Source organism: Burkholderia sp. AU38729 (assembly GCF_020419725.1).
Taxonomy (GTDB): Bacteria; Pseudomonadota; Gammaproteobacteria; order Burkholderiales; family Burkholderiaceae; genus Burkholderia.
This window is the reverse complement of sequence record NZ_JAIZQO010000018.1, coordinates 24,471-51,459: the sequence shown is the minus strand read 5'-3', so window position 1 is coordinate 51,459 and position 26,989 is coordinate 24,471. Positions and strand designations below refer to the sequence as shown.

The following is a 26,989-nucleotide window of genomic DNA, read 5'->3' as shown; positions in this document are numbered from 1 at the left end:
GTGCGCGCGGCTTACACGTCACTTACCACGGCAGCGAATACGTCTTCGTATTCGTGAAGCTCTTCATCGCTTCCTGCACGCCTTCCTTGTAACCGAGCCCCGAATCCTTCACGCCGCCGAACGGCGTCAATTCGAGCCGGTAGCCCGGCACCTCGCGCACGTTCACGCTGCCGACTTCCAGCTCGGTGATGAAGCGCGTGATGTGGTCGAAGCGGTTCGTGCAGACCGACGACGACAGCGCATAGTCGGTGCTGTTCGACATCCGGATCGCGTCGTCGATGTCGCGGAAACGCATGATCGGCGACACGGGGCCGAAGGTTTCGTATTTCACGAGCGGCATGTCGGGCGTCACGCGATCGATCACCGTCGGCGAATACAGCGCGCCGTTGCGGACGTTGCCGACCAGCAGCCGCGCACCGCGCGCGATCGCATCGTTCACCTGCTGCTCGCAGAACTTCGCGGCGGCCTCGTCGATCACCGTGCCCATGTCGACCGACGGATCGGACGGATTGCCGTACGACCACGCACGCGTTTTCTCGACCACCAGTTCCGTAAAGCGATCGGCCACCGCCTCGTGCACGAGCATCCGCTTGATTGCGGTACAGCGCTGGCCCGAATTCTTGTAGGAGCCCGACACCGCGAGCGTGCTCGCTTCGTCGAGATCGGCGTCTTCCATCACGATGATCGGATCATTGCCGCCGAGTTCGAGCACCGCGCGCCGGTAGCCCATCCGCGACGCGATCGATTTGCCGATCGACACACCGCCCGTGAACGTGATGAGATCGATCGCCGGGTTCGTGATCAGCTCGTCGGCGATCTCCTTCGGGTCGCCGGTGAGCACCTGCAGCATCTGCGGCGGCAGGCCGGCTTCGTACAGGATGTCCGCGAACAGGTAGCACGACAGCGGCACCTTCTCCGACGGCTTCACCACGATCCGGTTGTTGGTCGCCACCGACGGCACGATCTTGTGCGCGACCTGGTTCATCGGGTGATTGAACGGCGTGATCGCGGAAATCACGCCGAGCAGCGGATCGCGCTGCGTGTACACGCGGCGCTTTTTGCCGTGCGGAGTCAGATCGCACGAGAAGATCTGCCCGTCGTCCTTCAGCACTTCACCGGCACCGAACGTCAGCACGTCGGCCACGCGGCCGGCTTCGTACGTCGAATCCTTGATGCACAAGCCGGCCTCGGCCGTGATCAGCGCTGCAATCTCGGCGGTGCGCGAACGCACGATATCGGCCGCACGGCGCAGGATCGCCGCGCGATCGTGGCGCGTGAGCGTCGGCCGGTAGGCACGTGCGGCGGCAAACGCGCGCCGCACGTCGTCCAGCGTCGCCTTCGGCACGGTGCCGACCAGCGCGCCGTCGTACGGGTTGCGCACTTCGATTACCGCGTCCCGGTGAATCTGTTCCCCATCGATTCGCAGTGCTTCGCGACGAATCTCGCGGACGTCCGTCGATGCTGCAATGGCATTCATGAGTGTGTCCCCTTACGGATGCGTGCGCATCACTGCAGATGGTTGAGCGCGATGTCGATGATGTCGAAGTTGCGCAGCCGCGCGCGGCCCGAGACATCGCCGGCGACCGGCTTGCTGAAGATCAGCGGCACGATCTGCTCGGAGATCCCGCCGTGCGAGCGCAGCGGCACGTCGAGGCCCGACAGGTCGTGCTTGATGCGGCGCGTGCCGAGCACGACGTCCTGCTTCGAGATCACGATCAGGTCGCCCATCCGCGCCGGCGGCAGCTCGAAGCGCGCGCACCCCTCGACGCCCGTCAACACGACCTCGATGCCGTCGACCGCGGCGAGCCGTGCGCGCAGCGCTTCGGTATCGGCCGACGCCGGCACGTAGACGGTCGCGAACGAGCCGAGCGCGCCGTGGTGCACGACGTACGGATCGGTGATCGGCAGGATCACGCGCGCCGCGTCCTCGCCGAGCCACTCGTCGAACAGCTCCTGCAGGTAGATCACGTTCGGCTCGCCGGTTTCATCGTCGTGCTTCGCGTTCATCCCGTGGTCGGCCGTGATCGCGACGATCGCGCCGAGCGCGTCGAGGCGCTGCAGGTAGGTGTCCATCATCGCGTAGAACGCATTCGCGCCTTCCGTGCCGGGCGCGCACTTGTGCTGCACGTAGTCGGTGGTCGACAGGTACATCAGGTCGATCGGGCGCGTCTCGAGCAGGCGCACGCCGGCCGCGAACACGAATTCCGACAGGTCCGCGCTGTACACGCTCGGCGCCGGCTTGCCGACCAGCTCCAGCACGTTGTCGATGCCGTTTTCCTCGATGCTTGCCTCATCGGCCTTTTCCGACGAGAAGCAGATGCCCTTCAGCCCCTTGCCGAGCAGGCGGCGCAGCTTGTCCTTCGCGGTGACGACCGCGACTTTCGCCCCTTGCTCCGCGAAGGTCGCGAGCACGGTCGGTGCGACCAGGTACTTCGGATCGTTCATCAGCACTTCGGCGCCGGTGTCGCGATCGTAGAAGTAGTTGCCGCTTATCCCATGCACCGCCGGCGGCACGCCTGTCACGATCGACAGGTTGTTCGGGTTCGTGAAGCTCGGCACCACGCATTCGCCCTTGAGCGCCGTGCCCGGCTTCAGCAGCGTGCGCAGGAACGGCGCGACGCCGGCCTCGGCCGCTTCTTCCAGATATTCGTACGCGCAGCCATCGACGCACACGACCACCACGGGCCGGCTCATCCAGTTGTAGCGGCGGCCGTTCACTTCCACGGATACAGGCGTTTCATTCATGACGTTCATTCCTTTCAGGTCGAAGGGGTGAGCCGTCGGCGCCCGCGCCGCGCCGAAGGGAGGTGTTTTCCATGCTTGACATTAAAATTGATGATTTGTAGATTGTCAACAACATGCAGAGAACAGAAAGCAAAACAACGGTGCAGCAAGAGGGCTGGTCTCCACTCATCCGCCGCGTGCCGCGGCGCCACAGTCAAGGGGTCTGAAGATGAACGAAGTGCCGGTAAACAAGCGTTTGAACGCATGGGCGGCGGGCGCGGCCCGCTTCGCGCTGGCCGCAGCGGTCGCGCTCGGCGCGGTGCAGGCGGCGCACGCGAAGACGTCGCTGCTCGTCTATACCGCGCTGGAAGACGAGGCGATGAAGCCCTACAAGGACGCGTTCGAGAAAGCGAACCCCGATATCGAGATCCGCTGGGTGCGCGACTCGACCGGCTCGGTCACCGCGAAGCTGCTCGCGGAGAAGAACAACCCGCGCGCGGACGTCGTGCTCGGCCTCGCCGCGTCGAGCCTCACGCTGCTCGACCTGCAGGGCATGCTGATGCCCTACACGCCGAAGGACTTCGACCAGCTCACGCGCAAGTACAGCGACGCAAACACGCCGCCGCACTGGGTCGGCATGGACGTATGGGGCGCGACGATCTGCTACAACCGCGTCGCCGCGCAGGCGAAGGGCATCCCGAAGCCGACGTCGTGGGAAGACCTGACGAAGCCCGTCTATAAAGGCGCGATCGTGATGCCGAGCCCGGTTTCGTCCGGCACCGGCTACCTCGACGTGACCGCGTGGCTGCAGACCTTCGGCGACGACAAAGGCTGGAAATTCATGGACGCGCTCGACAAGAACGTCGCGCAGTACGTGCACTCGGGCTCGAAGCCGTGCACGCTCGCCGGCACCGGCGAATTCCCGATCGGCATCTCGTTCGAGTTCCGCGGCCACGAACTGCAGTCGCAGGGCGCGCCGATCGATCTCGTGTTCCCGAAGGAAGGGCTCGGCTGGGACATGGAAGGCACCGCGATCATGAAGACGACGAAGCAGCCCGACGCCGCGAAGAAGCTCGCCGACTTCATGGCGAGCAAGGAGGCGAACCAGATCACCGCGCGCTGGTGGGCGATCGTCGCGTACCCGGGAGTCGCGCGCAAGCTCGCCGGCATCCCCGACAACTACTCGGACCTGCTCGTGAAGAACGACTTCGTATGGTCGGCGAAGAACCGCCAGTCGATTCTCGATACGTGGCAGAAGCGCTACGGCGCGAAAGCGCAGCAGTAACGTCGCGACCCGCCGCGGGGCCGCGCCGCGCGCCGCCCCGCGCCACCCTTTCCATCGTCGAATCCGGCCCCCGGGCCGCCCCAGCATGGAGGCGCGCATGGCACCTTATCTGAGCGTAGAACGCATCGAGAAGCGGTACAACGACACGCAGGTCCTGACCGACATCAACCTGAGCGTGATGAAGGGCGAAATGATCTGCTTCCTGGGGCCGTCCGGCTGCGGGAAGACCACGCTGCTGCGGATCATCGCGGGGCTCGAGACGCAGAACGCCGGCCACATCACACAGGACGGCCGCGACATCTCGCGGCTGCCGCCGCAACTGCGCGACTACGGGATCGTGTTCCAGTCGTACGCGCTGTTCCCCAACCTCACGGTGTACGACAACGTCGCGTACGGGCTCGTGAACCGCAAGATGAAGCGCGACGCGATCCACGAGCGCGTGCACACGCTGCTCGCGCTGGTCGGCCTGCCCGACAGCCATCGCAAGCATCCGGGCCAGCTGTCCGGCGGCCAGCAGCAGCGCATCGCGCTGGCACGCGCGCTCGCCACCTCCCCCGGCCTGCTGCTGCTCGACGAGCCGCTGTCGGCACTCGACGCGCGGGTGCGCGTGCGGCTGCGCCAGGAGATCCGCGCGCTGCAGCAGCGGCTCGGCGTGACGACGATCATGGTCACGCACGATCAGGAAGAAGCGCTGTCGATGGCCGACCGCATCGTCGTGATGAACCACGGCGTGATCGAGCAGATCGGCACGCCGCTCGAAATCTACCGGCAGCCGGCGTCGCCGTTCGTCGCGGACTTCATCGGCCGCGTCAACACGATTCCCGCCGAAGTCGCGCAGGACGGCACGCTGCGTGCGGGCGCGGTCGGCCTCGACTGTCGCCATGGCACGGCACGCCCGGCGCAAGGCGCGGCGGTGTCGGTCTACGTGCGGCCCGAGGACCTGCGCATCCGCGTGCCGGGCGAGACGGCCGACAACGTGCTGGCCGGCCGCGTCGAGAAGCTCGAATTCCTCGGCGCGTTCTGCCGCGTGAGCTTCCGGATCGACGGGCTCGACGGCCAGGAGATCGTCGCCGATCTGTCGTATCACGACGTCGACCGCACCGGCGTGCAGGCCGGCGCGCGCATCGACCTCGCGCTCGATCGCGAGCATGTCCGCGTGTTCCCGAGCGCGAAGGAGCGACTGCAATGAGCACCGTCCTGACCGAGCGCCGCCGCGGCGCCTCCGCCCCCGCCGACGTGCGGCAGATCACGCACTGGCACGACCGCATCGCGCAGCTCGCGCTCGTCGCGATGGCCGCGCTGATGTCGATGTTCCTGCTGCTGCCGCTCGCGCTCGTCGTGCAGAAATGCTTCGTCGATGCGGACGGACGCTTCGTCGGCGCGCACAACTTCGTCGCGTATCTCGAGGACAGCGGCGTGCTGCGCTCGATGCTGCATTCGCTGACGGTCGGCGCCCTCGTCACGTCGATCGTCGTGCCGATGGCGTTCACGTTCGCGTATGCGCTGACCCGCTCGTGCATGCCGCTGAAGAACGCGGCGCGCACGATCGCGCTGTTGCCGCTGCTCGCGCCGACGCTGTTGTCCGCGGTGTCGTTCATCTACTGGTTCGGCAACGCGGGGCTGCTCAAGCCGCTGCTGCACGGCCATTCGATCTACGGGCTGCCGGGCATCGTGCTGAGCATGGTGTATGCGTCGTTCCCGCACGTGCTGATGATCCTCGTCACCGCGCTGTCGCTGGCCGACGGCCGGCTCTACGAGGCCGCCGACGCGATGGGCACGAGCCGCATCCGCAAGTTCTTCACGATCACGCTGCCGGGTGCGAAGTACGGCTTGATCAGCGCGACGATGGTGGCGTTCACGATGTGCATCAACGACTTCGGCGTGCCGGTCGTGATCGGCGGTTCGTACAACGTACTGTCGACCGACATCTACAAGCTGATCATCGGCCTGCAGGATTTCAACCGCAGCGCGGTCGTGAGCCTGATGCTGCTGTGCCCGGCGCTCGTCGCGTTCGGCGTCGACTTCTTCATCCGTCGCCGCCAGCAGTCGCAGCTCGGCGCGCGCTCGACGCCGTACCAGCCGAAGCCGTCGCGCGGCTTCGACGCCGCGATGCTCGCATACTGCGGCATCGTGTGCGCGTTCTTCATCGCGGTGGTCGGCATCTCGGTGTTCGCGTCGTTCGTGAAGTTCTGGCCGTACCAGATGACGCTCGGGCTGCAGCACTACGAGATGGGGCTGATCGGCGCGGGCATCTTCGACGCGTACAAGAACAGCCTGCGGATGGCCGCGACGGTGGCGCTCGGCGGCACGATCGTCGTGTTCGGCGGCGCCTACCTGATCGAGAAGACGCGCGGCGCGCGCTGGCTGCGCGGCTTCATCGCGCTGTGCGCGATCCTGCCGATGGGCGTGCCGGGGCTCGTGCTCGGCATCAGCTACATCTTCCTGTTCAACGCGCCCGGCAATCCGCTGAACGGGCTGTACGGGTCGCTGTGGCTGCTCGCGATCGTCACGGTGGTGCACTACTACGCGTCGAGCCACCTGACCGCCGTCACCGCGCTCCGGCAGATCGACAGCGAGTTCGAGGCCGTGTCCGCGTCGCTGAAGGTGCCGTTCTACAAGACCTTCGTGCGCGTGACCGTACCCGTGTGCCTGCCGGCGATCCTGCTGATCGCCCGCTACCTGTTCGTCAACGGGATGACGACGGTCTCGGCCGTCGCGTTCCTCTACTCGCCCGACACGCAGCCCGCGTCGGTCGCGATCCTGAACCTCGACGACGCGGGCCAGATGGGCCCGGCCGCCGCGATGGCCACGCTCGTGCTCGCGACCTCGTCGTTCGCGTGCGTGCTGTTCGCGTGCGTCTCGCATCGACTGTTGCGCCGTACGCAGGCGTGGCGCAATCCGCATCGCCGTTGATTCTTTGACCGTATTCACGTGACGTCCCGACTTCATCAAGGAGACACCATGACGCTCGCCGCCCAGCCCATCCTGCTCACCCCCGGCCCCCTGACGACCTCAGACACCACGCGCGACGCGATGCTGCGCGACTGGGGATCGTGGGACAGCGACTTCAACGCGATCACCGCGCGCTTGCGCGAACGCCTGCTGCAGATCGTGCACGGCGAAGGCACGCACGAATGCGTGCCGCTGCAAGGCAGCGGCACGTTCTCGGTCGAAGCGGCCCTCGGCACGCTCGTGCCGCGCGACGGCCACGTGCTCGTGCCGAACAACGGCGCGTACTGCCAGCGCATCGCGAAGATCTGCCGCGTGCTCGGCCGCCAGCTGACGACGATCGACTACAGCGAGGATCGCCGCGTCGATCCGGCCGACGTCGAGCGCGCGCTCGCCGCCGATCCGACCATCACGCACGTCGCGCTCGTGCACTGCGAAACCGGTGCCGGCGTGCTGAACCCGCTGCACGACATCGCGCAGGTCGTCGCGAAGCACGGCCGCGCGCTGATCGTCGATGCGATGAGTTCGTTCGGCGCGATCGACATCGATGCGCGCACGACGCCGTTCGACGCGGTGATCGCCGCATCCGGCAAATGCCTCGAAGGCGTGCCGGGGCTCGGCTTCGTGATCGCGAAGCGCAGTGCGCTCGAACGCTGCGAAGGCAACAGCCACTCGCTCGCGATGGACCTGTACGACCAGTGGGTCTACATGCAACGCACGACGCAGTGGCGCTTCACGCCGCCGACGCACGTGGTCGCGGCGCTCGATGCGGCCGTCGCGCAATACGTCGACGAAGGCGGGCTCGCGGCGCGCGGCGGCCGCTACCAGCGCAACTATCGCGCGCTGATCGACGGGATGCTCGCGCTCGGCTTCCGGCCGTTCCTCGATCCGGCGATCCAGGCGCCGATCATCGTCACGTTCCATGCACCGGACGATCCGAACTACGACTTCAAGCGGTTCTATCAGGAGGTCAAGCAGCGCGGCTACATCCTGTATCCGGGCAAGCTGACCGAGGTCGAGACGTTCCGGGTCGGCTGCATCGGCCACTTCGGCGAAGCCGGCATCCCGGGCGCGGTCGCCGCGATCGCCGACACGCTGAAGGCGATGGGCGTGCGTCGCGTGTCGGCGGAAGCGGCAGCGTGACGTGACGTGATGTAACCCGCCGCATGCACGTTCGCATGCGGCGGCCGTCATTTTTTCGGGCCGCGCGCGGCGCGCCCCTTTTCGACGAACCCTCCCATGCGACCCTTCTGGATCGAACAAGCGCTGTTCAACGACGGCGATCTCGCCCCCGCGCTGCAAGGTGCGACGCAGGCCGACGTGTGCATCGTCGGCGGCGGCTTCACCGGGCTCTGGACCGCGATCCAGGCGAAGCAGCAGAACCCCGCGCTCGACATCGCGATCGTCGAGGCCGACCTGTGCGGCGCGGGCGCGAGCGGTCGCAACGGCGGCTGCCTGCTCACGTGGTCCGCGAAATTCCTGACGCTTCGGCGGCTGTTCGGCGAAGCCGAGGCGATCCGGCTCGTGAAGGCATCCGAAGCGGCCGTGCAGCACATCGCCGATTTCTGCCGTGCGCACGACATCGATGCGGAGCTGCGGCTCGACGGCACGCTGTACACCGCGACGTCGCGTGCACAGGTCGGCACGCTCGCGCCGGTGCTCGACGCGCTCGCCGCGTGCGGCATCCACAGCTACGAACCGCTGCCGCCCGCCGAAGTCGCGCGCCGCTCGGGGTCCGCCCGCAACCTTGACGGCGTCTATTCGCCGATCGCCGCGACCGTGCATCCCGGCAAGCTCGTGCGCGGGCTGCGCCGCGTGGCGCTCGCGATGGGCATCCGGATCTACGAGCGCACGCCGATGCTCGACTTCACGCCCGGGCTGCCGGCCGTCGTGCGCACGCCGTCCGGCAGCGTGCGCGCGGGCAAGCTCGTGTTCGCGATCAACGCGTGGATGGCCAGCCGATTTCCGCAGTTCGAGCGCACGATCGCGGTCGTGTCGAGCGACATGGTCATCACCGAGAAATGCCCCGAGCTGCTCGAGAAAACCGGGCTCGCGGACGGCGTGTCGGTGCTCGATTCCCGGATCTTCGTCTACTACTACCGCACCACCGCCGACGGGCGGCTGATGCTCGGCAAGGGCGGCAACACGTTCTCGTGGCGCAGCCGCATCGCACCCGTGTTCGACCGGCGCTCGCCGTACGAGGCGCAACTCACGCAGAGCCTGCGCGAGTTCTTTCCGTCGCTCGCGGGCGTGCCGGTCACCGCGAGCTGGAACGGGCCGTCGGATCGCTCCGTCACCGGCTTCCCGTTCTTCGGCCGCCTCGACGACGCGCCAAACGTGTTCTACGGCTTCGGCTACTCGGGCAACGGCGTGGGGCCGACCTACATGGGCGGGCAGATCCTGTCGTCGCTCGTGCTCGGCCTCGACAACGCATGGACGCGCAGCCCGATCGTGCGCGGCCCGCTGGGTCATTTCCCGCCGGAGCCGATCCGCTATGTCGGCGCGCACGTCGTGCGCAATGCGATCCGCCGCAAGGAACGCGCGGAGGACGAGAGCCGGCCGCCGGCGGCCGTCGATACGTGGCTCGCGAAATTCGCGAGCGCGGCCGGGAAGGCTGACAAGGCGTGACGATGCGTTGACCTGCGGGATTTGAATGACCCGAAGCCGCAATGAAAAAGGGACGCTGCGAAGCGTCCCTTTTTCATTGCGCCGTACGCGGCAACCCGCGCGAGCGCCGCCGCGCACTTACGCGCGCACGGGCTTCTCCCGCGCCGACTTGCCGGTCGAGGGCAGCCCCTGCTCATGCGTGCGGCGCATGCGCGCGAGACCGTGCGACACGTGCTCGCGCACGAGCGCCACGGCCTGCTCCTCGTCACCGCCCGCGAGCGCCTGCACGATCTTGTCGTGCTCGGCCGCGGACACGGCGATCGCATCCTCCTCGGCCTCGATCGCCGCCTGGCGCAGCAGGCCGAGCTGGCGCACGAGCCGGCGGTAGGTATCGGTGAGATGCGTATTGCCGACGCCGACGACCATCGCGTCGTGGAACTGCACGTTCAGCTCGGTATAGCGCGTGACGTCGTGCGTCTTCGCGGCATCCTTCATCGACTGGATGATGCCCTTCAGCACCTTCAGCGTGTCGGGCGAGATGCGCTTCGCGAGCGCGCGCGCGACCGACTCGTCGAGCATCGCGCGCACTTCGTAGATCTCCTCGGCCTCGCGCAGCGGCACGACGCGCACCGTCACGCCGCGGTTCTTCTCGTTGCGCAGCAGGCCGGCCTGCTCGAGCGCGCGGAATGCCTCGCGCACGGGGCCGCGCGACACGTTCAGCTTGGTCGCGATCTCGACTTCGTTGAGCTTCTCGCCGGGCGCGTATTCGCCGGAGACGATCGCGCGCTCGAGCATGTCCTGGACGATCATCGCGAGCGACTGGCTTTGCAGGAGTTCGATGGCGCTGAGCGCGTTCGGGGCTGTCATGGTCGGGCAGGCAGCAGGGCTGCGGTAGAAAACGAGGGCGCCATATCGGCGAATGATCCTTGTATACCCTCGGCCCGACACATTGTCAACAGTTTTCAGTTTCCAAAAACCAATTCCGCCTGCCGGAATGCCTCCGAAGCGCGACCGGCAGGCAGCGCTCGCGCGGCGGGCTGACTTCGCCCGCCTCGCGCGACGCGTGGCGGCCGTCAGGCCGTCGGGTGCTTCACCGGCCCCGGATCGCTTTGGCTCGGCCGGCCCGTCTCGACGTGGCCCGCGAAGCGGCGCACGACCTTGTCGTCGCCGCCGCGCAGCGTCGTCGCGGTGATCGTCAGATCGTACCAGCCGTGGCTCGACGACAGCTCGAAGTGATCCTCGATGCGCTCGCCCGGCTCCAGCGTGTAGGTCCGCGCATGCTTGTGGCTGTATGCGTTGTCGACCGTCACGCGGCACGTCGCGCGCCCGCTGTTGCGCAGTTGCAGGTACACGTGGCGGTTACGCACGTCGTAGCCGATCCGCGCTTCGGGGTTCGCATGGCGGCCGTCCGCCGCGAGCCGCGTGTTGCCCTGGAACTCGCACAGATAGCCGTTCGGGCCATACGCCGCGAGATGGTAATCGCCGCGCGCGGCCGACGTGTTCCACGTGTCGACGAAGCGGTCGTGCGCGGACACCGCATAGCGGCGCGGGGGCGTCGTCGGGTTGCGGCGGTCGTACACGTAGAACGCGGCGCCTGCATCACCGGTGTTCGCGAAGTCGAGCGACACGCTGTCGTCGTGCCCGCTCACGCGGCTGTGCACGAACAGCTCGTACGGCAGCGCACGTGCCGGACGCGTGCCCGGCTCCTGCGTCGGCATCGACTGCTGCGCGGGCACCTGGTACGCCTGGCCGGCCGTCGCGATGTGCTGCGGCACCGTGAAGCTCACCGTGCGCGTGTCGGGGCGCGCGGAGAAGTCGAATGCCGACGTGAGGTCGCCGCAGATCGACCGGCGCCATGCGCTGATGTTCGGCTCCTTCACGCCGAAACGCGCTTCGAGGAAACGCAGCACCGACGTATGGTCGAACGTCTCCGAGCACACCCAGCCGCCCTTCGTCCACGGCGAGATGATGATCAGCGGCACGCGCGGCCCGAGGCCGATCGGCTGGATGCCGCCCGGGTCGGCGCCCGGCACGAGCGGGCTCATTTCGCCCGGGTACTTGTTCAGGTCGAGCAACTCGTCGCCGAGATTCGACAGCAGGTTCGACGACACGATGCCCTGGCCGCCCACGCCGCTCGTGACCGGCGGCACCGGTGGCACGACGTGGTCGAACAGCCCGTCGTTCTCGTCGTAGTTCAGGATGAACACCGTCTTCGCCCACACTTCCGGGTTCGACGTGAGCGCCTCGAGCACCATGTTGATGTAGAACGCGCCGTCCGTCGGCGATGCCTGCGGGTGCTCGCTGTACTTGTACGGCGATACGATCCACGACACCTGCGGCAGCCGGTTCGCCTGCACGTCGGCCTTCAGCTCGGCGAGCGTGTGGTCCGACGCGCCCTTGTCGACCAGCGGGCCGCTCGCGCCTTCCTTCACCTGGAAGCGCTTGAAGAACATCAGCGAGTTGTCGGTGTAGTTGTCGGTCGGGTCGCCCGGAATGCCCGTGCCGCCCTGGTACACCTTCCAGCTGATCTTCGCGTTCTCGAGGCGTTCCGCGTAGGTCGTCCACGTGTAGCCGTTCACGTCGTCGCGCTCGCCGATGCCCGGGCCGTTCGGCGGGTTGCCGTAGATGTTGCGCGGGTCGACCGTGCCGGTCCACAAGTAGATGCGGTTCGGCGCGGTGTCGGCATGCGCGGAGCAGAAGTACGAATCGCAGATCGTGAACGCGTCGGCCAATGCGTAGTGGTACGTGAGATCCTGGCGCTTCAGGTAGCCCATCGTCAGCACGTCCTGCTTCTGGTTCACCCACTGGTCCCACTGGCCGTTGTTCCAGGACAGGTGGCCGCTGCTCCAGCCGTGGTTGGTGCCCGGCTGGAATTCGGTCGTCTGCTTCGGATCGAGGTAGAACGGCAGCACGTACGGCGCCGACGGATCGAGGCCGCGCGAATGGTAGTTCTTCGTGAACACCGAAGCCGGCGGCTGCTGCCACACCGGCGCACCGCTCGGCAGCAGGTGCGGGCGCGGGTCGTTGAAGCCGCGCACGCCGCGCAGCCCGCCGAAATAGTGGTCGAACGAACGGTTTTCCTGCATGAAGATCACGACGTGTTCGACGTCGCGGATCGTGCCCGTGCGATAGGCGGCCGGCATCGCCAGCGCATTGCGGATCGCGGGCGGGAAGCCCGCGTAGGCGGCCATCGCGCCGGCCGACTGCGCGGCGAGGCGCAGGAAATCGCGTCGATTGTTCGAGGACATGAAGAGAACCCTGTTGTCGGTAGGAGTGGGGCGCCGGTCGAGCGGGGCCGGCGGTGGTGCGTTGCCGTTATTACCCCGCATCGGCGTGTCCCGGCCGTGACCGGTTACCGCAGGTTTCTTTGGGTTACCCCCAGGAATTTTTTCGAAGCGGCGCACGACGCGTCTTTCATCCGGCCGACATACGCGTGCGCTACGCTGACGCGCGATACAGAGGGGAGAAGCCGAGTCGTGTTCGATCAGCTGAAGGCGTTCCACGCGACCGTCCGGCAGGGCAGCATCACGCGCGCCGCGCGCCACCTGGGCGTGAGCCAGCCGACGATCGCCGCGCAGATCCGGCAGGTCGAGCAGGTGTACGGCGTCGAGCTGTTCTACCGCAGCGGCCGCAAGCTCGAGGTCACCGAGACGGGCATCGAGCTGCTGCCGCTCGTCGAAAAGATGATCGCGCTCGAGGCGCAGGCCGACATCATGCTGCGCAACGTCGGCGGCCTGTTCGAAGGCCACCTGCGGATCGGCGCGACGGGGCCGTACTACATCATGGACGCGGTCGGCCGCTTCTCGAACGCGCATCCGTCGATCGCGCTCACGTGCCGGATCGGCAACTCCGAGGAGATCCTGCAGGCGCTGCAGGAATTCCGCATCGATCTCGCCGTCTCGTCGCAGCGCAACGATGCCGACGGCCTCGAACGCAAGGTGATCTCGACCGACCCGCTCGTGCTCGTCGTGCATCGCAATCATCCGCTCGCGCGCTTCGACGCGATCGATCCGGCGCAACTCGCCGACGTGCGGCTGCTGATTCGCGAGGAAGGCTCGGTCACGCGCCGCTGCACGGAGGCGATTCTCGACGCGGCCGGTGTCGCGGCCGTCTCGGTGGCCGAGATCGGCAGCCGCGAAGCGATCCGCGAGGCGATCCTGCACGGCGTGGGCGGCAGCCTGTTTCCGCTCGGCGAGGCCGAACGTCATCCGGATTTGCGCGTGATCGCGCTGCGCGGCGTCGACACGACGATCGACGAATACGTGTACTACCTGAAGGCGCGCCGCCAGAGCCCGGCGATCGACGCGTTCCTCGCGTGCATCCTGCCCGCCGGTGACGACGCGGCCGGAACGGATGAAGCAGGACGAACGGCGCGGCGGGCGAACGCACGCTGAACTGCCGCGCGTTCGCCGGTTCCGCACACTACTGGCGCTTTTCTCGCGCCTTCCCTCGCTTTTTCCTCGTGCCTTCCTTCTGTCGTCGCGCTCACCTCACTTCGGCAGCGCCGGAATCATCCACGTCAGCACGTGCTGCTGCATGAACACCAGCACACCGAGCAACAGCGTGAGAATCACGCTGTGCCAGAAGGTGCGCGCGAACACGACACCTTCCTGTCCTTTCAGGTCCGTCGTCGATACGCCCGTCGCGATGTTCTGCGGCGAGATCATCTTGCCCATCACGCCGCCCGACGAGTTGGTCGCGGCCATCAGCACCGGATCGAGGCCGAGCTGCCGCGCGGCGACCACCTGCAGGTTGCCGAACAGCGCATTGCCCGACGTGTCGCTGCCGGACAGGAACACGGCGATCCAGCCGAGCGACGCGGACACCAGCGGGAACAGCGCGCCGGTCGACGCGACGCCGGTGCCGAGCGTGTAGCTGATCCCCGAGTAGTTCAGCAGGTACGCGAGCCCGACGATCATCATCACCGTGACGATCGCGATCCACGTCTGCCGCCAGGTCTTGACCACGCAATCGAAGAAATCGCCCACGCCGGTGCGCGTCAGCGCGGCCGTGATGATCGCCGAGAGCAGGATCGCGGTGCCCGTGCCGAGCGGCTGGAAGTCCCAGATCGCCGCATACGGCTTGTGATACAGCGACACGAACACCGCGTTGTGCAGGCCCGGCCACTTGATCTTCACGTCGCCGACCGCCGCGACGTTCGCGTGCACCCACACGATCACGACCACCGACACGACGAGCCACGGCAGCCAGCCGCCGAAGCCCGCACGCGCGGCGCCGGCCGTTGCCGGCACGCTGCGCGCGAGCGCGTATTGCGGATCGGGCTGCGGCTTCCACACCTGCAGGAAGCCGATCGTGACGATCAGCGACGTGAGCGACGACAGCACGTCGGTGAGCTGGTAGCCGAGGAAGTTCGACGTGACGAACTGCGCGATCGCGAAACTGCCGCCCGACACGAGCAGCGCGGGCCACAGCTTCGAGATCGAGCGCAGCCCGCCGTATGCACCGACCACGTAGAACGGCAGCAGCAGCGCGAAGAACGGCAACTGGCGGCCGACCATCTGCGCGAGCGTCGCGGGCGGCAGCGACGTGACCGCGCCGAGCACGGTGATCGGCACGCCGAGCGCGCCGAACGCAACCGGCGCCGTGTTGAACAGCAGCGTGTAGGTGAGCGCTTCGAGCGCGGGGAAGCCGAGCGCGATCAGGAGGGCGCTCGTGATCGCGACCGGCGTGCCGAATCCCGAGATCCCTTCGAGCAGGCAGCCGAACGAGAACGCGACGACGAGCAGCACGAGGCGGCGATCGTCGGGCAGGTTGTCGAGCATCCACTGCCGGAACTGGTCGAAGCGGCCCGACTTCACCGCGATGTTGTACAGCAGCAGCGCGTTGAAGACGATCCACATCACCGGCACGACCGCGAGCGCCATGCCCGCGCCGACCGCGTTGAACGCGAGCCCCGCCGGCATCCCCCATGCGCCTATCGCGACCGCGAGGCCCGCGACGAGCCCGGCGAGCGACGCCTGCCACGCGGGGCGGCGCAGCACGCCGAGCGCGATCAGCGCGACTGCGATCGGGATCGCGGCGACGAGGAAGGACAGCAGCAGAGAGTTGGCGACCGGCGTCAGCGGCTGTGCGAAGACGATGCCGGGCGGTAGGGCGTCGGTGGGGTTCATCGTGTCTCCAGATGTCGACCCGAGTTGGCGCTTTAGCGCTTACTCGGGTCCCATGCCTTGCGCTGACGACCCGAGCTGGCAACGGGATGCCCCGGGTTCGGTACAAGGCGATGTCCTGCGGTCACGACAACGATCAGGCGCTTGCGCACGCAACGACGTTGCACGGCCAACCGATCAGTCGCTTAAAAGAGGTTAGGAGGCGCGCGGCGCTTCTACAAGGAGGACAAGCCCGATCCGTGCCGACCCGATACGCCTGCGCCGCCGCCCGCTGACCGGGAGCAGGCAGCCCGCTGTCGTATTCGACAGAAAGCCCGCCGCGCAATGTTGCACATGCGGCAAAGGTGCCTGACGACGCGCGGGATGTTTCGTTGGGCGTCCGAAGCCTAGACTGGTCGCATCGATTCCGCCCGCGCCGGCCATAGCAGGCACGGCACCGGAACCTCATGGAGTGAACACGATGAAGACGATGAAACGGGCGGCATGCGCCTGTGTGCTGATCGGCGCGGCCTTCGCCGCTCACGCGCAGGCCGCGTCGACGCTGACGCGCGCCCAGGTCCGCCAGGAACTCGTGGAATTGCAGGCCGCCGGCTACCGGACGAGCCTCGCGAGCAGTCCCGACTTTCCGGACCACATGCAGGCGATCATGCGCCGCGCCGCGCAGGCGCGCGGCGAGGACACCGGCTACGGCAGCGCAGGCGGGGCAAACGTGGCATCGGGCAAGCCGGCGCTGCCGCACGCGATCGACCGCGGCACGTACGCGCATCACTGACGGCAGATTCAACCGGATCGAGCGCACCACGGTGCGCGCTGACCGGCGACGGAGAGACGCATCGCGCACCGCGCCGACCGGCGCGATGCACGTGCGCAGACATCACACGCTGAAGCGGTTCAGCGTGTAGGCGCGGTAGGCCGCGACGAACGCGTCGAACGATCCGGCCTCCTTCGCTTCGAGCTCGGCCTGCTCGGCCAGCGATTTCGCGGCGAGCGCCTGCTCGGTGCGCAGCGTCTCCGCCGACGGCGGATTCGCGCGGAAATGCGCGGCATGCGCTTCGCTCTGCGCCAGCGCGAACCCGAGGAACGACTGGCCGCGCTCGCGCATCGTGCGCAGCACGCGCGCGGACGGCGTGCGCTCCGGATCGGCGAGCTTCTCGCGTTGCGCGGCGATTGCGCGCACATGCTCGTCGCCGCCGCGGATCTCGTCGAGACGGCGCCCGACGGTTTCGATATCGGCCATCAGGTCGTCCGCCCATGCCTGCAGCGTGACCGGCTGGCCGTCGCGCTGCAGCGTGAGCCCCGGCTTGCGTCCTTCCATCGTCACGCTGCCGAAGTTCGCGTTTGCTTCCTTGTACGCGGGGCAGTCGAGCGCCGGGCTCTCGTCGAGCGCGCACGCGAGCAGGAAGGCATCGATGAAGCGCGCGGTTTCCAGTGCGATGCCGGTCGGCTCGAACGGATCGATGTCGAGACAGCGCACCTCGATGTACTGCACGCCGCGCGACGCGAGCGCATGCAGCGGCCGCTCGCCCGAATACGTGACGCGCTTCGGCCGGATCGTCGAGTAGAACTCGTTCTCGATCTGCAGCACGTTCGTGTTGATCTGGATCCACTCGCCGTCGCGATGCGTGCCGATCGCCTCATACGCCGGATACGGCTCGCTCACGGCTTTCGACAGCGCGTCGAGATAGCCGGGCAGCGTGTTGTAGTCGACGTGCAGCGCGGCCTGGGCGGTCGTGTTCGAGTAGCCGAGATCGCTCATCCGCAGGCTCGTCGCATGCGGCAGGTACAGCGTATCGGCATCGAACGCGTCGAGCCTGTGCGGCTTGCCGCGCAGGAACTTCGTGTCGAGCGCGGGCGACGCGCCGAACAGGTACATCAGCAGCCAGCTGCGGCGGCGGAAGTTGCGGATCTGCGCGAGATAGCGCTCCGACTGGTAATCGACGAGCGTGGCCGTCGAGCCCTCGTCCGCATGCAGGCGCCGCCACACTTCCTCGTGCAGCGAGTAGTTGTAGTGGATGCCGGCAATGCACTGCATCGTGCGGCCGTAGCGATACGCGAGGCCGCGCCGGTACACCGTCTTCAGGCGGCCGATGTTCGACGTACCGTAGTTGGCGATCGGGATCTGGTCGTCGGCCGGCAGCAGGCCGGGCATCGAGTCGTTCCACAGGATCTCGTCGCCGAGCGACGCATAGACGTAGCGATGCAGATCGTCGAGGCGTTCGAGCGTGATCGCGGCGTCGCCTTCCGCGGGCGTGATCAGCTCGATCAGCGCTTCGGAGTAGTCGGTCGTCAGCGACGGGTGCGTGAGCGCCGAACCGAGCGCGCGCGGATGCGGCGTGAATGCGATCATCCCGTCGCGCGTCACGCGCAGGCTTTCCTTTTCGATGCCGCGCAGGCCGTCGGGCAGATGCTGCCGCGTCGGGCCCGAGCTCAGCGCGTCGAGGCGATTCAGCAGCAGTTCGGACTGGCGGTGAGTCATGGTGTTCGACATGGAGACGCAAGTGCGTGACGGCCGCGCGCAGAACGCCGCGCGCGGCCGGCTGGATTGTTGGTCGCTTCGTTGGTAGCGGGCACTTTAACATCTCGCCGAAACACGCGCTTGAGGTGGCGCCGGGCACGGTGCGCGGGCCGGAGCGGGCCGCCGGACGGGCCGGTCGCGGCGGTCGCCACCTCTGCGACCGGTTCCATGCGGCGCCAACGGGCACGCCGGTTACGCGAATTCGTCGGACGGAACGTGATGCGCGAACGGGTGGCGGCAGGTGCAACCCTGCCGCTGAACCGATCGCGGAAAGCGCGGTAAGTGGGCATCGCGCACCCGGCATCCGGCCGACGACGGATGCGCGGAATTGCCGTGACGGCCGGTGTCCGGTGTCCGGTGTCCGGTGTCCGGTGTCCGGTGTCCGGTGTCCGGTGTCCGGCGGTCAGCCTACGCAGGTCGGCATGACCTGCGCAACGGGTTGCATCGCGGCCTCGCCAGGTCGCACCCGGCCGCAGGCCACCGCGATCACCCGCCGCGCGCGCCGCCCGCCCGGTCGGCCACCTCATTCCACAAATGCAGCGCCGCGTACGCGCGCCACGGCCGCCAGCCTTCGGTGCGGTGCTTCTGGGTCGCGAGCCGGTCGAGCGCCGGATCTCGTGCGGAGATCGACTGCATCAGCACGAGATCGGAGGCCGGCCAGGCGTCCGGATCGCGCCATGCGCGCATCGCGATGTATTCGACGGTCCACGGGCCGATGCCGGGCAGATCGAGCCACGCGCTGCGCAGCGTCGCGAGATCGGCGTGCTCGCGATCGACCGGCACGTCGCCAGCCGCCACCGCGCGCGCCACGCCCGTCAGTGCCGCCACCCGCTTGCCCGGCATCCCGATCTTGTCGAGATCGCAGGCGCCCAGCGCGTCGGGCGTCGGGAAACGCCACGCGGGCATGCCATCGTCCTCCTGAACCACACGCTCGCCGGCCCGTTCGACGAGCCGGCCGACGATCGTCGTCGCGGCCTTCACGCTCACCTGCTGGCCGACGATCGCCCGCACGGCCAGCTCGAACCCCGACCATGCGCCCGGCACACGCAGCCCCGGCGCGGCCTCGACGAGCGGCGCAAACCACGGATCGCGCGCGAGCCCGCTGCCGATGGCGGCCGGATCGGCGCCGAGGTCGAACATCGTCGCGACGCGCATGGCGAACGCATCATCGACATGACGCGCGACCGCGCCTTCTACCGTCGCGACCAGGCAGTGCTTGCGCGGATGTTTCGCGACCGTGAGCCGGCCGGCATCGCCGTGCAGGTCGACGATGCGGCGATACACGCCGTCCGCCACCTGCTCGACACCCGGAATCGCGCGCCCGCTGAAAAAGCGCAGCACGCGCGCCCAGTCGTAAGGCGCATTGAAGCGCAGCTCCATTTGCGCGGACGGCGGCACATGGCCGCCGTTCACGATGGAAGTGATGGTTGTTTTTGCGATGCTCAAACTGCGCTGCCCTCCGCAACGGATTCGGTTTGATCGTCGTGCACATGACGCGCTTCGGATGCGAGCAGCGTCGCCTTGCGGCGCACGCCCCAACGATACCCGGAAAGCGCGCCACCCTTCTGTACGACCCGGTGGCACGGGATCGCGAGCGCGACCGGATTCGACGCACACGCGGACGCGACGGCGCGCACCGCGCGCGGCGCACCCAGCGCCTCGGCAATCTCCGAGTAGCTGCGTGTTTCGCCGTACGGAATATGCGTCAGCGCCTCCCACACGCGCTGCTGGAATGCGGTCGGCGCGATGTCGAGCGGCAGGTCGAACGCGTGCCGTGTGCCATCCAGATACGCGCGGATTTGCGCGACGAACGGCTCAAGCCGTGTCGACGCTTCGACCAGTTCGGCACGCGCGAACGCATCCTTCAACTCGCCGACGAGCGCGGCCGGCTCGTCGCCGAACGCGATCCGGCAGATGCCCAGCCCGGTCGCGGCGACGAGCACGGTGCCGAGCGACGTCGATGCGGTCGCATAGTCGATCCGCAGCCCCGCGCCCTGCCGGCGAAACGCCGACGGCGCCATCCCGAGCTCGCGCGGCACCGACGCATAGAGCCGCGACGGCGAGTTGAAGCCCGCGTCGACGGCCGCCTGCGTGACCGGCTGCCCGCTTTGCAGCGCCTGCCGCAGCGCGGCGCCGCGCTGCGCGGCCTGGTACTGCCGCGGCGACACGCCGACCACGCGCTTGAAGAGCCGCTGAAGGTGAAACGGGCTCACGTGCACGGCGTCGCTCAGTTGCTGCAGCGTGAGCCGTTCGGCCTGCGCGTCGAGCACCGCGCACGCGCGGTTGACGATCTCGAGCTCGCGCGGCAGCCCTTCCGGCTGGCAGCGCTTGCAGGGCCGGAAGCCAGCCGCACGCGCAGCGGCCGTATCGGCGTAGAAGGACACATTTTCGCGACGCGGCAGCCGCGACGCGCAGGTCGGGCGGCAGAACACGCCGGTCGTGCTTACGGCGTAGAAGAACGCGCCGTCCGCATGCGGATCGCGCTCGGTGACGGCGCCCCAGCGGGCATCATCGGTCGGATAGGCGGTTTTCATCTGAACCTCGCACTCTCTAGTGTAGATGGTGCCTACTCTAGACATCGGCACGTGCCGTCGCGCCCTGAATCTTGCTCTGTGATTCGGGCCCGATAATCGGGGGCGAATCGACTGAAAATAAATCCGACAAACCGCGCGCGCCGGCTGTTCCGGCGCGGTTTTCGTCATTGTCCCGTCACCATTTTGCTGCAGTGCGGATGCGACAAATCGCCGTCCTGACGTTTTTTTGCATTCGGAATATTGCGTCGCACCATCGCCGTGTGTATAGTTGGAACTGTCTCCTCCATGTCTCCTCCTGATATGGATTAAGCCCGTTCCGCTCTGCGTGAACGGGCTTTTTTTCGTCCGCCGATTGTGCCGCGTTCCGGCCGGCGGCGCAGGCGCGATGCGTCTACACTCGATGCTCGTGGACTGCGAAGGAGAGCCTTGCCCATGAAACCGACCATCCGCGCGATCGATCACATCGTGCTGCGCGTGACCGACATGGCCACGATGACGCGCTTTTACTGCGACGCCGTCGGCTGCCATGTGGAGAAGGAACAGCCCGATCTGGGCCTCGTGCAACTGCGCGCCGGCGACGCGCTGATCGACCTGCTGTCGGTCGGCGGCCCGATCGACCGTCCCGACAGCGGTACGCCCGGCACGGGACGCAATCTCGATCACCTGTGCCTGCGCGTCGAGCCGTTCGATCCCGACGCGTTGATCGCCCATTTCGCCGCGCATGGCGCGCGGCCGGGCGCGCCCGCGGAGCGCTACGGCGCCGGCGGCTACGGGCCGTCGATCTACCTGTTCGACCCGGAAGGCAACATGCTCGAATTCAAGGGGCCACCGGCCGCGGTCGGCTGAACGCGGCCGGTACGCGGGCCGTCACGCGTCCGCGCGCGCCTTCAGCACCGTCCACTCGACCGCCACCGGATCGTGGTCGGCGCTCGAGATCCATGCGGCGCCGTCCTGCACCGTGCATTGCAGGCGCATCGTGCGCTCCGCGAGTTTCCCGAGCGCGGCCGCGACACCGTCGTTCAGCGACAGCACCTGCACGTTGCGCAGGCGCTCGACCTTGCTGCGCACGCCCTGCCACCAGATATCCGACGTCTTCCCGCCGTATGCGATCACCGTGACCTGCCCGGCGCGGCCGGCCGCCTTCGAGATGCGCCGCTCGTCGGGCTGGCCGGCTTCGATCCAGACGTCGATCGCGCCAGTCAGGTCCTTCTGCCACAGGTCGGGCTCGTCGACGTCCGACAGCCCCTTGCAGAATTCGAGCCGCTCGTGCGCGAACAGCGCGAACGCGACGATGCGCACCATCATCCGATCGTCGGTTTCGGACGGATGGCGCGCCACCGTCAGCGCGTGATCGGCGTAGTAATGCCGATCCATGTCGGCGATTTGCAGTTCGGCTTTGTAGATCGTGGATTTCAGCGCCATGCGGAGTCGGCCCGGGCGGGCATTCGGTTCGGTCGGGCCGTGATGATACCGAATGCGGGCCGTCCGGCGCGTGTCATGCGCCACCCACAGCGCAACGGCCCGGCATGGGCCGGGCCGTGTTCGGTTCGCGCCGCCGGCTCATCTGGCCGGCGCGCTCGCGCGTCGTGTGACGGCGCGGTGAATGAGCGGTTACTGCTTGACGAAGCGCGAATCGGTCCAGAGACCCTGCTGATCGCTGTTGTCGGCGCTGACGAACTGCACGTCGCCCTGGTCGACCGACACCACGCGGAAGCGCTGGCCTTCCGGCACCGACAGGCAACGATAGTCGTCGAAGTATTGCTGCTTCGCCTGCGACTTGCCGTCACGCTCGTGACTCAGTACGGAGTCCAGATTGTCTTTCGACAGGCAGCCCCATGCGTTCTTCGTCAACTGGATTTCCTGCTTCGGCTTGACGGCCGAATCGCCGCCGGCTTGGGCAATCGACACCGCGCAAAATGCGCCGACGAGGGCAAAAAGGATACCGGTACGTTTCATCATGTTCTGTCTCCAGGCTTGCGGGCACCAGGCTTGGGTTAGCTATGTGTTTAAAGGTGATCGTGAACCCGCGTTTTTCACTTTAGAAGACCGGCAAGCGATAGCAAGCACATTTGTTGTGCGACCGCAATAGCGGCGGATTGTCGCACCCCGTGCGCAGCCTGTTTTTCTCACCCTGCGTAGACACGACGACGCGCACCGCCCGACGAACAGGCTCGCGCCGCCGGGCGGAAAGCGTTACTCAGCAAGACTTTCATCAAAGTTACAATGCGGCGATTGAACGGTTTGGATAATCCATTTCGCTATCCGGATCATTTTGATGCGCCGCACATAAAGTCATCCGAAACGATTCGACTTTACCGCAACGCGGAATCGCATTTACCTGATACAAGAAAAATGCCAGGTATAAGCGCATCCGTATTTATCCGTACTTCGCCGCATGGTTTCAGCGCCCGCGAAAGCCCCGCCGCAAGCGCATTTGGCCAGCGTGTTTACCCTGCCTTATTCTGGGTAGCTTGCTGGCGTTCGAAATAATCGCGCTGAAAAATGCACATGCGATAAGCGTTGTGATACGCGCCGTTTCCGAAAAATTCTTCCTTCAATTCGGCCTCGTGCTGGAATCCGCATTTCTCATACACGTGAATCGCCGCCGCATTCGACGTATCGACGATCAGGTACAGCTTGCGCATGTTCAGCACCTTGAACGCGTACTCGATCGCAAGACGCGTCGCCTGGCCCGCATAGCCGCGCCCCTGGCGTTGCGGCGCGATGATGATCTGGAATTCGCCGCGGCGATGGATGTAGTCGAGCTCGATCAGCTCGACGAGGCCGACCAGTTCGTCTTGCGCATCGACCGCGACGAAACGGCGCTCGCGCTGGTCGTGCACGTGGCGGTCGTACAGTTGTGACAGTTCCGAGAAGGTTTCGTACGGCTCCTCGAACCAGTAGCGCATGATCTTTGCGTCGTTGTTCAGCTCGTGGACGAAGCGCAGGTCCTGGCGCTCCAGGGGCCGCAGCGCGAGCGTGTTGGTATCGTTCTGGAGTTGCATGTTCATGTCCTTTTTGATGCCGGCGCACGTGCGGCAAGGCCGCATCCGGGCCTGTTTCGCACTGTAAGAAATTGAACGCGGGCGAAGTTCAGAGCCTAGAATGGGAGCAAGGGTTCCTGCCACCGCAAGGAGGCTATCGTGTTCGAGCAAGTCATACTCGGAATATTCCTCGTGCTGCCGCTCGTGATCGTCGCGGCGCTGTTTTCCGACGAACTTTGGCAGGAACATCGGCGCCAGCATCCGCGCGACGAAAACGCACCGCACATCGACTGGAAGCATCCGTGGCGCCGCGTGCGACGCGGGCATTGAGTCGATTGCCGTTCATCCGCGGGGCGTGCCGGCCCGGCCGCCCTGGCATGTGAACGCGTGACGCGCGCTGTTAAGCCCCCGAATTTCGCCTCGATCCGATTCCCACTTGATCCGCTCACTCCGCGAGACGCCGCCGTGAACGACCAGCCCGCCCAACCTCCGCACGACATTCCCAGCGAAACGATCGACCTGCAGATCGCCGACGTGCTGGCGGCCGTCCACTACCCGGCCAACAAGGATGCGATCGTCGATGCCGCACGCGACGCCGGCGCCAGCAACGAGGTGCTGGCGATGCTCGACGGCCTGCCCGAACAGGACTACGCGGACGTGAATGCCGTCACCCAGTGGGTCGCCGGCAACTTCGGTCCCGGCCTCGGGGTTTGAGCGCGCACCCATAACGCGATAGGATCAGGCCGCACCGGTCGCGCAGCGGCCGGTTGCCTGTCGCCCGGCGCAAGACCGGGTGTTTCCGCCTACGTGCCCGGGGAACTCCATGGAAGGCATCCTGATCCAGCACACGACACGCCGTCAGCTCTGGTTCGGCGCCCTGACGGCGCTCGTCATCGTGCTCGCGCTCGGGATCGCCGCGCCGCACGCGAACGTCGAGCTGCCGGCCGTCGAGCCGTTCATGCCGATGTGCGCGCTCACCGTGTTCACCACCGCGAGCATCGCGGCGTTCTTTCTCGGCGCGCAGTTCACCGTGACGCGCCAGCCGGTGCTCGGCGCGCTCGGCGGCGCCTACGCGTTCACTGCGCTCGCCGTCGCATTGCAGCTGCTCACCTTTCCCGGCGTGTTCGCGCCGCACGGGCTGTTCGGCGCGCAACCGCAAAGCGCCGCGTGGATGTGGATCTTCTGGCATGCCGGCTTCCCCGGTTTCGTGATGGTCGCGCTGCTCGCGCGCGAGCGGCTGGCGCGCGCCCCGATCGGCGCGCAGCAGACACGCAGGTGGACGGTCGCGCTGATCGGCGGGCCGGCTGTCGTCGCCGGGGTGCTGTGCCTGTTTGCACTGAACGTGTCGCTGCCGCCCGCGTTTCATCCGCCGGGCGACGCGGCCGTGCTGCCCGTCAATGTCGTCGCGCTGATCGTGTGGCTGCTCAATGCGCTGGCGCTCGTGGCCGTGCTGGCCACCGGCCGGCTGCGTACGACGCTCGACCTGTGGCTCGCGATCGCGGTGCTCGCGTGCCTCACCGACACGACGCTGAACCTGATGAGCACCCATCGCTTCACGGTCGGCTGGTATCTCGCGCGCGTGTTCAGCATGTTCACGCCCGGCGTGCTCGTGTGCGTGCTCGCGTGGGAAGTGACGATGCTGTACCAGCGGCTGTTCGAGGCGCACGCGACGCTGATCCGTTCGTCCGCACGCGACGGCCTGACGGGCGCCTTCAACCGCATGCACTTTAACGATCATTTCCACACGCTGTTCCTGCAGGCGCGACGGCAAGGCGAACCGCTGTCGCTGCTGATGGTCGACGTCGATCGCTTCAAGGCGTACAACGACGCGTTCGGCCACGTGAAGGGCGACGCGTGCCTGATCGCGGTCGCGAATGCGCTGGCCGGCGCGGTGCGGCGGCCGGCGGACATGGTCGCGCGTTACGGCGGCGAGGAGTTCGCGATCGTGCTGCCGAACACGGGGGCGCGCGGTGCGCGGCTGGTCGCCGAGGAGGCGCGCGAAGCGGTACTGCGGCTCGATCTCGCGATGCCGACCGCACCCGCCGGACGCGTGAGCGTGAGCGTCGGCTGCGCGACCGTGTCGCCCGACGATCTGTCGACGCCCGATGCGTTGATCGAAGCCGCCGATGCCGCGCTGTATCGTGCGAAGGATACGGGGCGAAACAGGGTCGTCACCGCCTGATAACGTCTGCGGTTTCAGGGATTCTTCGGGGATTTGTTACGGTCATTGTGACCGGAATAATCCGCCGTTACGGATTGCTGACCAGGGAAACGATCGCTTACAGCCGGTGTTGCGGGCGCTCGCTATGCTGGGTTTCATATTGAACCCATGCAGGTGAACGCGATGAAGAAGACCCTTTTGCTGATTGCCGGCGTCGCCGTGCTGTTGAGCGGCTGTATCGTGGTGCCTGATGGTGGCGGGTATTACGGCGACGGGTATTACCACCATCATCGTCATTGGGACTGATGTGGGTGAGGGTCCGGATGGGGCGAGCCGGCCCCTCTCGCGCGATCAGGCCGGCTTGGTCAGCTCAGCATGCGTCAGAAATATCTGTAGCGCTGCTCGCGTTTCGTAGTGGAGACGCTCGAGGCGCGCGTCCTTTTCAGCGTCTTCGATCAGATTGCGTTCGGTGTCGAACTGGTAGGGCTCGCCCAGTAGTTCGGCCATGTCGATCTGGATGTACGTGCACTCCCCGTACGGCCGCTTGCCGTCGATGTAGGACAGCGGCCAGAAGTCATCCATCTCCAACACCGCGTCGATCGAGTAATCGTCGAGCGTCCTCCAGATGGTTCCCTGCAGGATCGCGAGATGCTCGGCGCGAAAATCGAAACGCCCCGACGCATCGACACCGCTTTCCGGGTAATCGAACGCATCGCGCAATTCCTCGGGGATCGCGTATTGTCCCGGCGCCAACTCGCCCACGGCCGTGACGAATTCGGGTAAGACGTGGCCGAGTTCTGCCAGCGTGCGAATGGCCAGCACGTCATCGTCGGTTTCGAGGATCGCCTTTGCAACATCGATTGTCGCGCCGTCTCCCGTCAGCGGCTGTTCGGGAACGATGGCCGGCGCGCCCGATTCGACCGGCAGCCACCCGACGCGCAACTTTCTCATCAGCGCGACGTGACGGGGCGTCAGGTCGGGATACGGCGCGTCGTCGGCAAAGACGGCGCGAAGAAGGGCGTTGCGTTCAGTCGGATTGATTGACATGGGAGCCCTCGGCGTAGTGCGCACGGCCAGTGTCGGCAGCGCGACGGGATTCAAT

24 protein-coding genes are annotated in these 26,989 nt (G+C 66.9%); 12 read left to right on the top strand and 12 right to left on the bottom strand.

Going from position 1 to position 26,989, the window contains the following annotated elements; all coding sequences use genetic code 11:
- Positions 1-22: 22 nt before the first annotated feature.
- Together phnY and phnA are read right to left on the bottom strand one after the other, a co-directional pair.
- Positions 23-1,477, bottom strand: coding sequence for a phosphonoacetaldehyde dehydrogenase (gene phnY, locus LGM56_RS34065; RefSeq protein ID WP_226207972.1), 1,455 nt, complete (start codon positions 1,475-1,477; stop codon positions 23-25).
- Between the two features lie 29 nt (positions 1,478-1,506).
- On the bottom strand, positions 1,507-2,745 hold the full coding sequence (gene phnA, locus LGM56_RS34060; RefSeq protein WP_226207971.1) for a phosphonoacetate hydrolase: 1,239 nt from the start codon (positions 2,743-2,745) through the stop codon (positions 1,507-1,509).
- 208 nt (positions 2,746-2,953) lie between these two features.
- On the opposite strand from phnA, the gene LGM56_RS34055 reads away from it, so the two are divergent.
- From LGM56_RS34055 to LGM56_RS34035, 5 genes are all read left to right on the top strand, one after another.
- Positions 2,954-4,009, top strand: coding sequence for a putative 2-aminoethylphosphonate ABC transporter substrate-binding protein (locus LGM56_RS34055; RefSeq protein ID WP_089441287.1), 1,056 nt, complete (start codon positions 2,954-2,956; stop codon positions 4,007-4,009).
- Between the two features lie 97 nt (positions 4,010-4,106).
- Positions 4,107-5,198, top strand: a complete 1,092-nt coding sequence (locus tag LGM56_RS34050; RefSeq protein ID WP_226207970.1) for a putative 2-aminoethylphosphonate ABC transporter ATP-binding protein — start codon at positions 4,107-4,109, stop codon at positions 5,196-5,198.
- Entirely contained in the window at positions 5,195-6,922 is a 1,728-nt protein-coding gene (locus LGM56_RS34045; RefSeq protein ID WP_226207969.1) for a putative 2-aminoethylphosphonate ABC transporter permease subunit, read from the top strand. Before LGM56_RS34050 ends, LGM56_RS34045 begins: the two co-directional genes overlap by 4 nt.
- A gap of 48 nt (positions 6,923-6,970) precedes the next feature.
- A complete protein-coding gene (locus LGM56_RS34040) occupies positions 6,971-8,101 on the top strand; it encodes a 2-aminoethylphosphonate--pyruvate transaminase (RefSeq protein WP_089441289.1) in 1,131 nt (376 codons plus the stop codon).
- A 96-nt stretch (positions 8,102-8,197) separates the two neighbouring features.
- Positions 8,198-9,586: an FAD-dependent oxidoreductase gene (locus LGM56_RS34035; RefSeq protein ID WP_226207968.1), complete on the top strand. Its 1,389-nt coding sequence runs from the start codon at positions 8,198-8,200 to the stop codon at positions 9,584-9,586.
- A gap of 117 nt (positions 9,587-9,703) precedes the next feature.
- Here LGM56_RS34035 and LGM56_RS34030 read toward each other — a convergent pair whose 3' ends face one another.
- Together LGM56_RS34030 and LGM56_RS34025 are read right to left on the bottom strand one after the other, a co-directional pair.
- Positions 9,704-10,432, bottom strand: a complete 729-nt coding sequence (locus LGM56_RS34030; RefSeq protein ID WP_226207967.1) for a phosphonate utilization associated transcriptional regulator — start codon at positions 10,430-10,432, stop codon at positions 9,704-9,706.
- A 206-nt stretch (positions 10,433-10,638) separates the two neighbouring features.
- On the bottom strand, positions 10,639-12,813 hold the full coding sequence (locus tag LGM56_RS34025) for a phosphocholine-specific phospholipase C (protein ID WP_089431859.1): 2,175 nt from the start codon (positions 12,811-12,813) through the stop codon (positions 10,639-10,641).
- 228 nt (positions 12,814-13,041) lie between these two features.
- On the opposite strand from LGM56_RS34025, the gene LGM56_RS34020 reads away from it, so the two are divergent.
- Positions 13,042-13,959, top strand: coding sequence for a LysR family transcriptional regulator (locus tag LGM56_RS34020; RefSeq protein WP_226207966.1), 918 nt, complete (start codon positions 13,042-13,044; stop codon positions 13,957-13,959).
- Between the two features lie 96 nt (positions 13,960-14,055).
- Here the strand turns inward: LGM56_RS34020 and LGM56_RS34015 are convergent, their stop codons facing one another.
- Positions 14,056-15,696: an L-lactate permease gene (locus tag LGM56_RS34015; RefSeq protein WP_226207965.1), complete on the bottom strand. Its 1,641-nt coding sequence runs from the start codon at positions 15,694-15,696 to the stop codon at positions 14,056-14,058.
- A 457-nt stretch (positions 15,697-16,153) separates the two neighbouring features.
- Between LGM56_RS34015 and LGM56_RS34010 the strand changes: the two genes are divergently transcribed.
- Entirely contained in the window at positions 16,154-16,465 is a 312-nt protein-coding gene (locus tag LGM56_RS34010; protein WP_226207964.1) for a DUF4148 domain-containing protein, read from the top strand.
- Between the two features lie 102 nt (positions 16,466-16,567).
- On the opposite strand, the gene gshA is transcribed toward LGM56_RS34010, so the two are convergent.
- From gshA to ada, 3 genes are all read right to left on the bottom strand, one after another.
- Positions 16,568-18,181, bottom strand: a complete 1,614-nt coding sequence (gene gshA, locus LGM56_RS34005; protein ID WP_226207963.1) for a glutamate--cysteine ligase — start codon at positions 18,179-18,181, stop codon at positions 16,568-16,570.
- A gap of 513 nt (positions 18,182-18,694) precedes the next feature.
- Positions 18,695-19,654, bottom strand: coding sequence for a DNA-3-methyladenine glycosylase family protein (locus LGM56_RS34000; RefSeq protein WP_226207962.1), 960 nt, complete (start codon positions 19,652-19,654; stop codon positions 18,695-18,697).
- Positions 19,651-20,742, bottom strand: a complete 1,092-nt coding sequence (gene ada, locus LGM56_RS33995; RefSeq protein WP_226207961.1) for a bifunctional DNA-binding transcriptional regulator/O6-methylguanine-DNA methyltransferase Ada — start codon at positions 20,740-20,742, stop codon at positions 19,651-19,653. Before ada ends, LGM56_RS34000 begins: the two co-directional genes overlap by 4 nt.
- 432 nt (positions 20,743-21,174) lie before the next feature.
- Here ada and LGM56_RS33990 point away from each other — a divergent pair, with 432 nt between their 5' ends.
- Positions 21,175-21,588 carry a VOC family protein gene (locus tag LGM56_RS33990; protein WP_226207960.1) on the top strand — a complete coding sequence of 138 codons (414 nt, stop codon included), beginning with the start codon at positions 21,175-21,177 and terminating at the stop codon, positions 21,586-21,588.
- A 21-nt stretch (positions 21,589-21,609) separates the two neighbouring features.
- Here LGM56_RS33990 and LGM56_RS33985 read toward each other — a convergent pair whose 3' ends face one another.
- The 3 genes from LGM56_RS33985 to speG all read right to left on the bottom strand — a co-directional run bounded on the left by LGM56_RS33985 (position 21,610) and on the right by speG (position 23,747).
- On the bottom strand, positions 21,610-22,164 hold the full coding sequence (locus tag LGM56_RS33985; RefSeq protein WP_039364653.1) for a YaeQ family protein: 555 nt from the start codon (positions 22,162-22,164) through the stop codon (positions 21,610-21,612).
- Positions 22,165-22,353: 189 nt separating this feature from the next.
- Entirely contained in the window at positions 22,354-22,701 is a 348-nt protein-coding gene (sap1, locus tag LGM56_RS33980) for a surface attachment protein Sap1 (protein ID WP_011353606.1), read from the bottom strand.
- Positions 22,702-23,189: 488 nt separating this feature from the next.
- Positions 23,190-23,747 (bottom strand): spermidine N1-acetyltransferase, encoded by a 558-nt coding sequence (gene speG, locus LGM56_RS33975; protein WP_089426678.1) that lies wholly within the window; start codon positions 23,745-23,747, stop codon positions 23,190-23,192.
- Positions 23,748-23,885: 138 nt separating this feature from the next.
- Here speG and LGM56_RS33970 point away from each other — a divergent pair, with 138 nt between their 5' ends.
- From LGM56_RS33970 to LGM56_RS36890, 4 genes are all read left to right on the top strand, one after another.
- Positions 23,886-24,056, top strand: a complete 171-nt coding sequence (locus tag LGM56_RS33970; protein ID WP_039364617.1) for a hypothetical protein — start codon at positions 23,886-23,888, stop codon at positions 24,054-24,056.
- Positions 24,057-24,191: 135 nt separating this feature from the next.
- Entirely contained in the window at positions 24,192-24,440 is a 249-nt protein-coding gene (locus LGM56_RS33965) for a DUF2795 domain-containing protein (RefSeq protein WP_226207959.1), read from the top strand.
- 109 nt (positions 24,441-24,549) lie between these two features.
- Complete coding sequence (locus LGM56_RS33960) at positions 24,550-25,908, top strand: sensor domain-containing diguanylate cyclase (RefSeq protein WP_226207958.1); 1,359 nt, start codon at positions 24,550-24,552, stop codon at positions 25,906-25,908.
- 162 nt (positions 25,909-26,070) lie between these two features.
- Positions 26,071-26,193, top strand: a complete 123-nt coding sequence (locus LGM56_RS36890) for a hypothetical protein (protein ID WP_256976788.1) — start codon at positions 26,071-26,073, stop codon at positions 26,191-26,193.
- A gap of 45 nt (positions 26,194-26,238) precedes the next feature.
- On the opposite strand, the gene LGM56_RS33955 is transcribed toward LGM56_RS36890, so the two are convergent.
- On the bottom strand, positions 26,239-26,934 hold the full coding sequence (locus LGM56_RS33955) for a hypothetical protein (protein WP_226207957.1): 696 nt from the start codon (positions 26,932-26,934) through the stop codon (positions 26,239-26,241).
- Positions 26,935-26,989 lie beyond the last annotated feature (55 nt).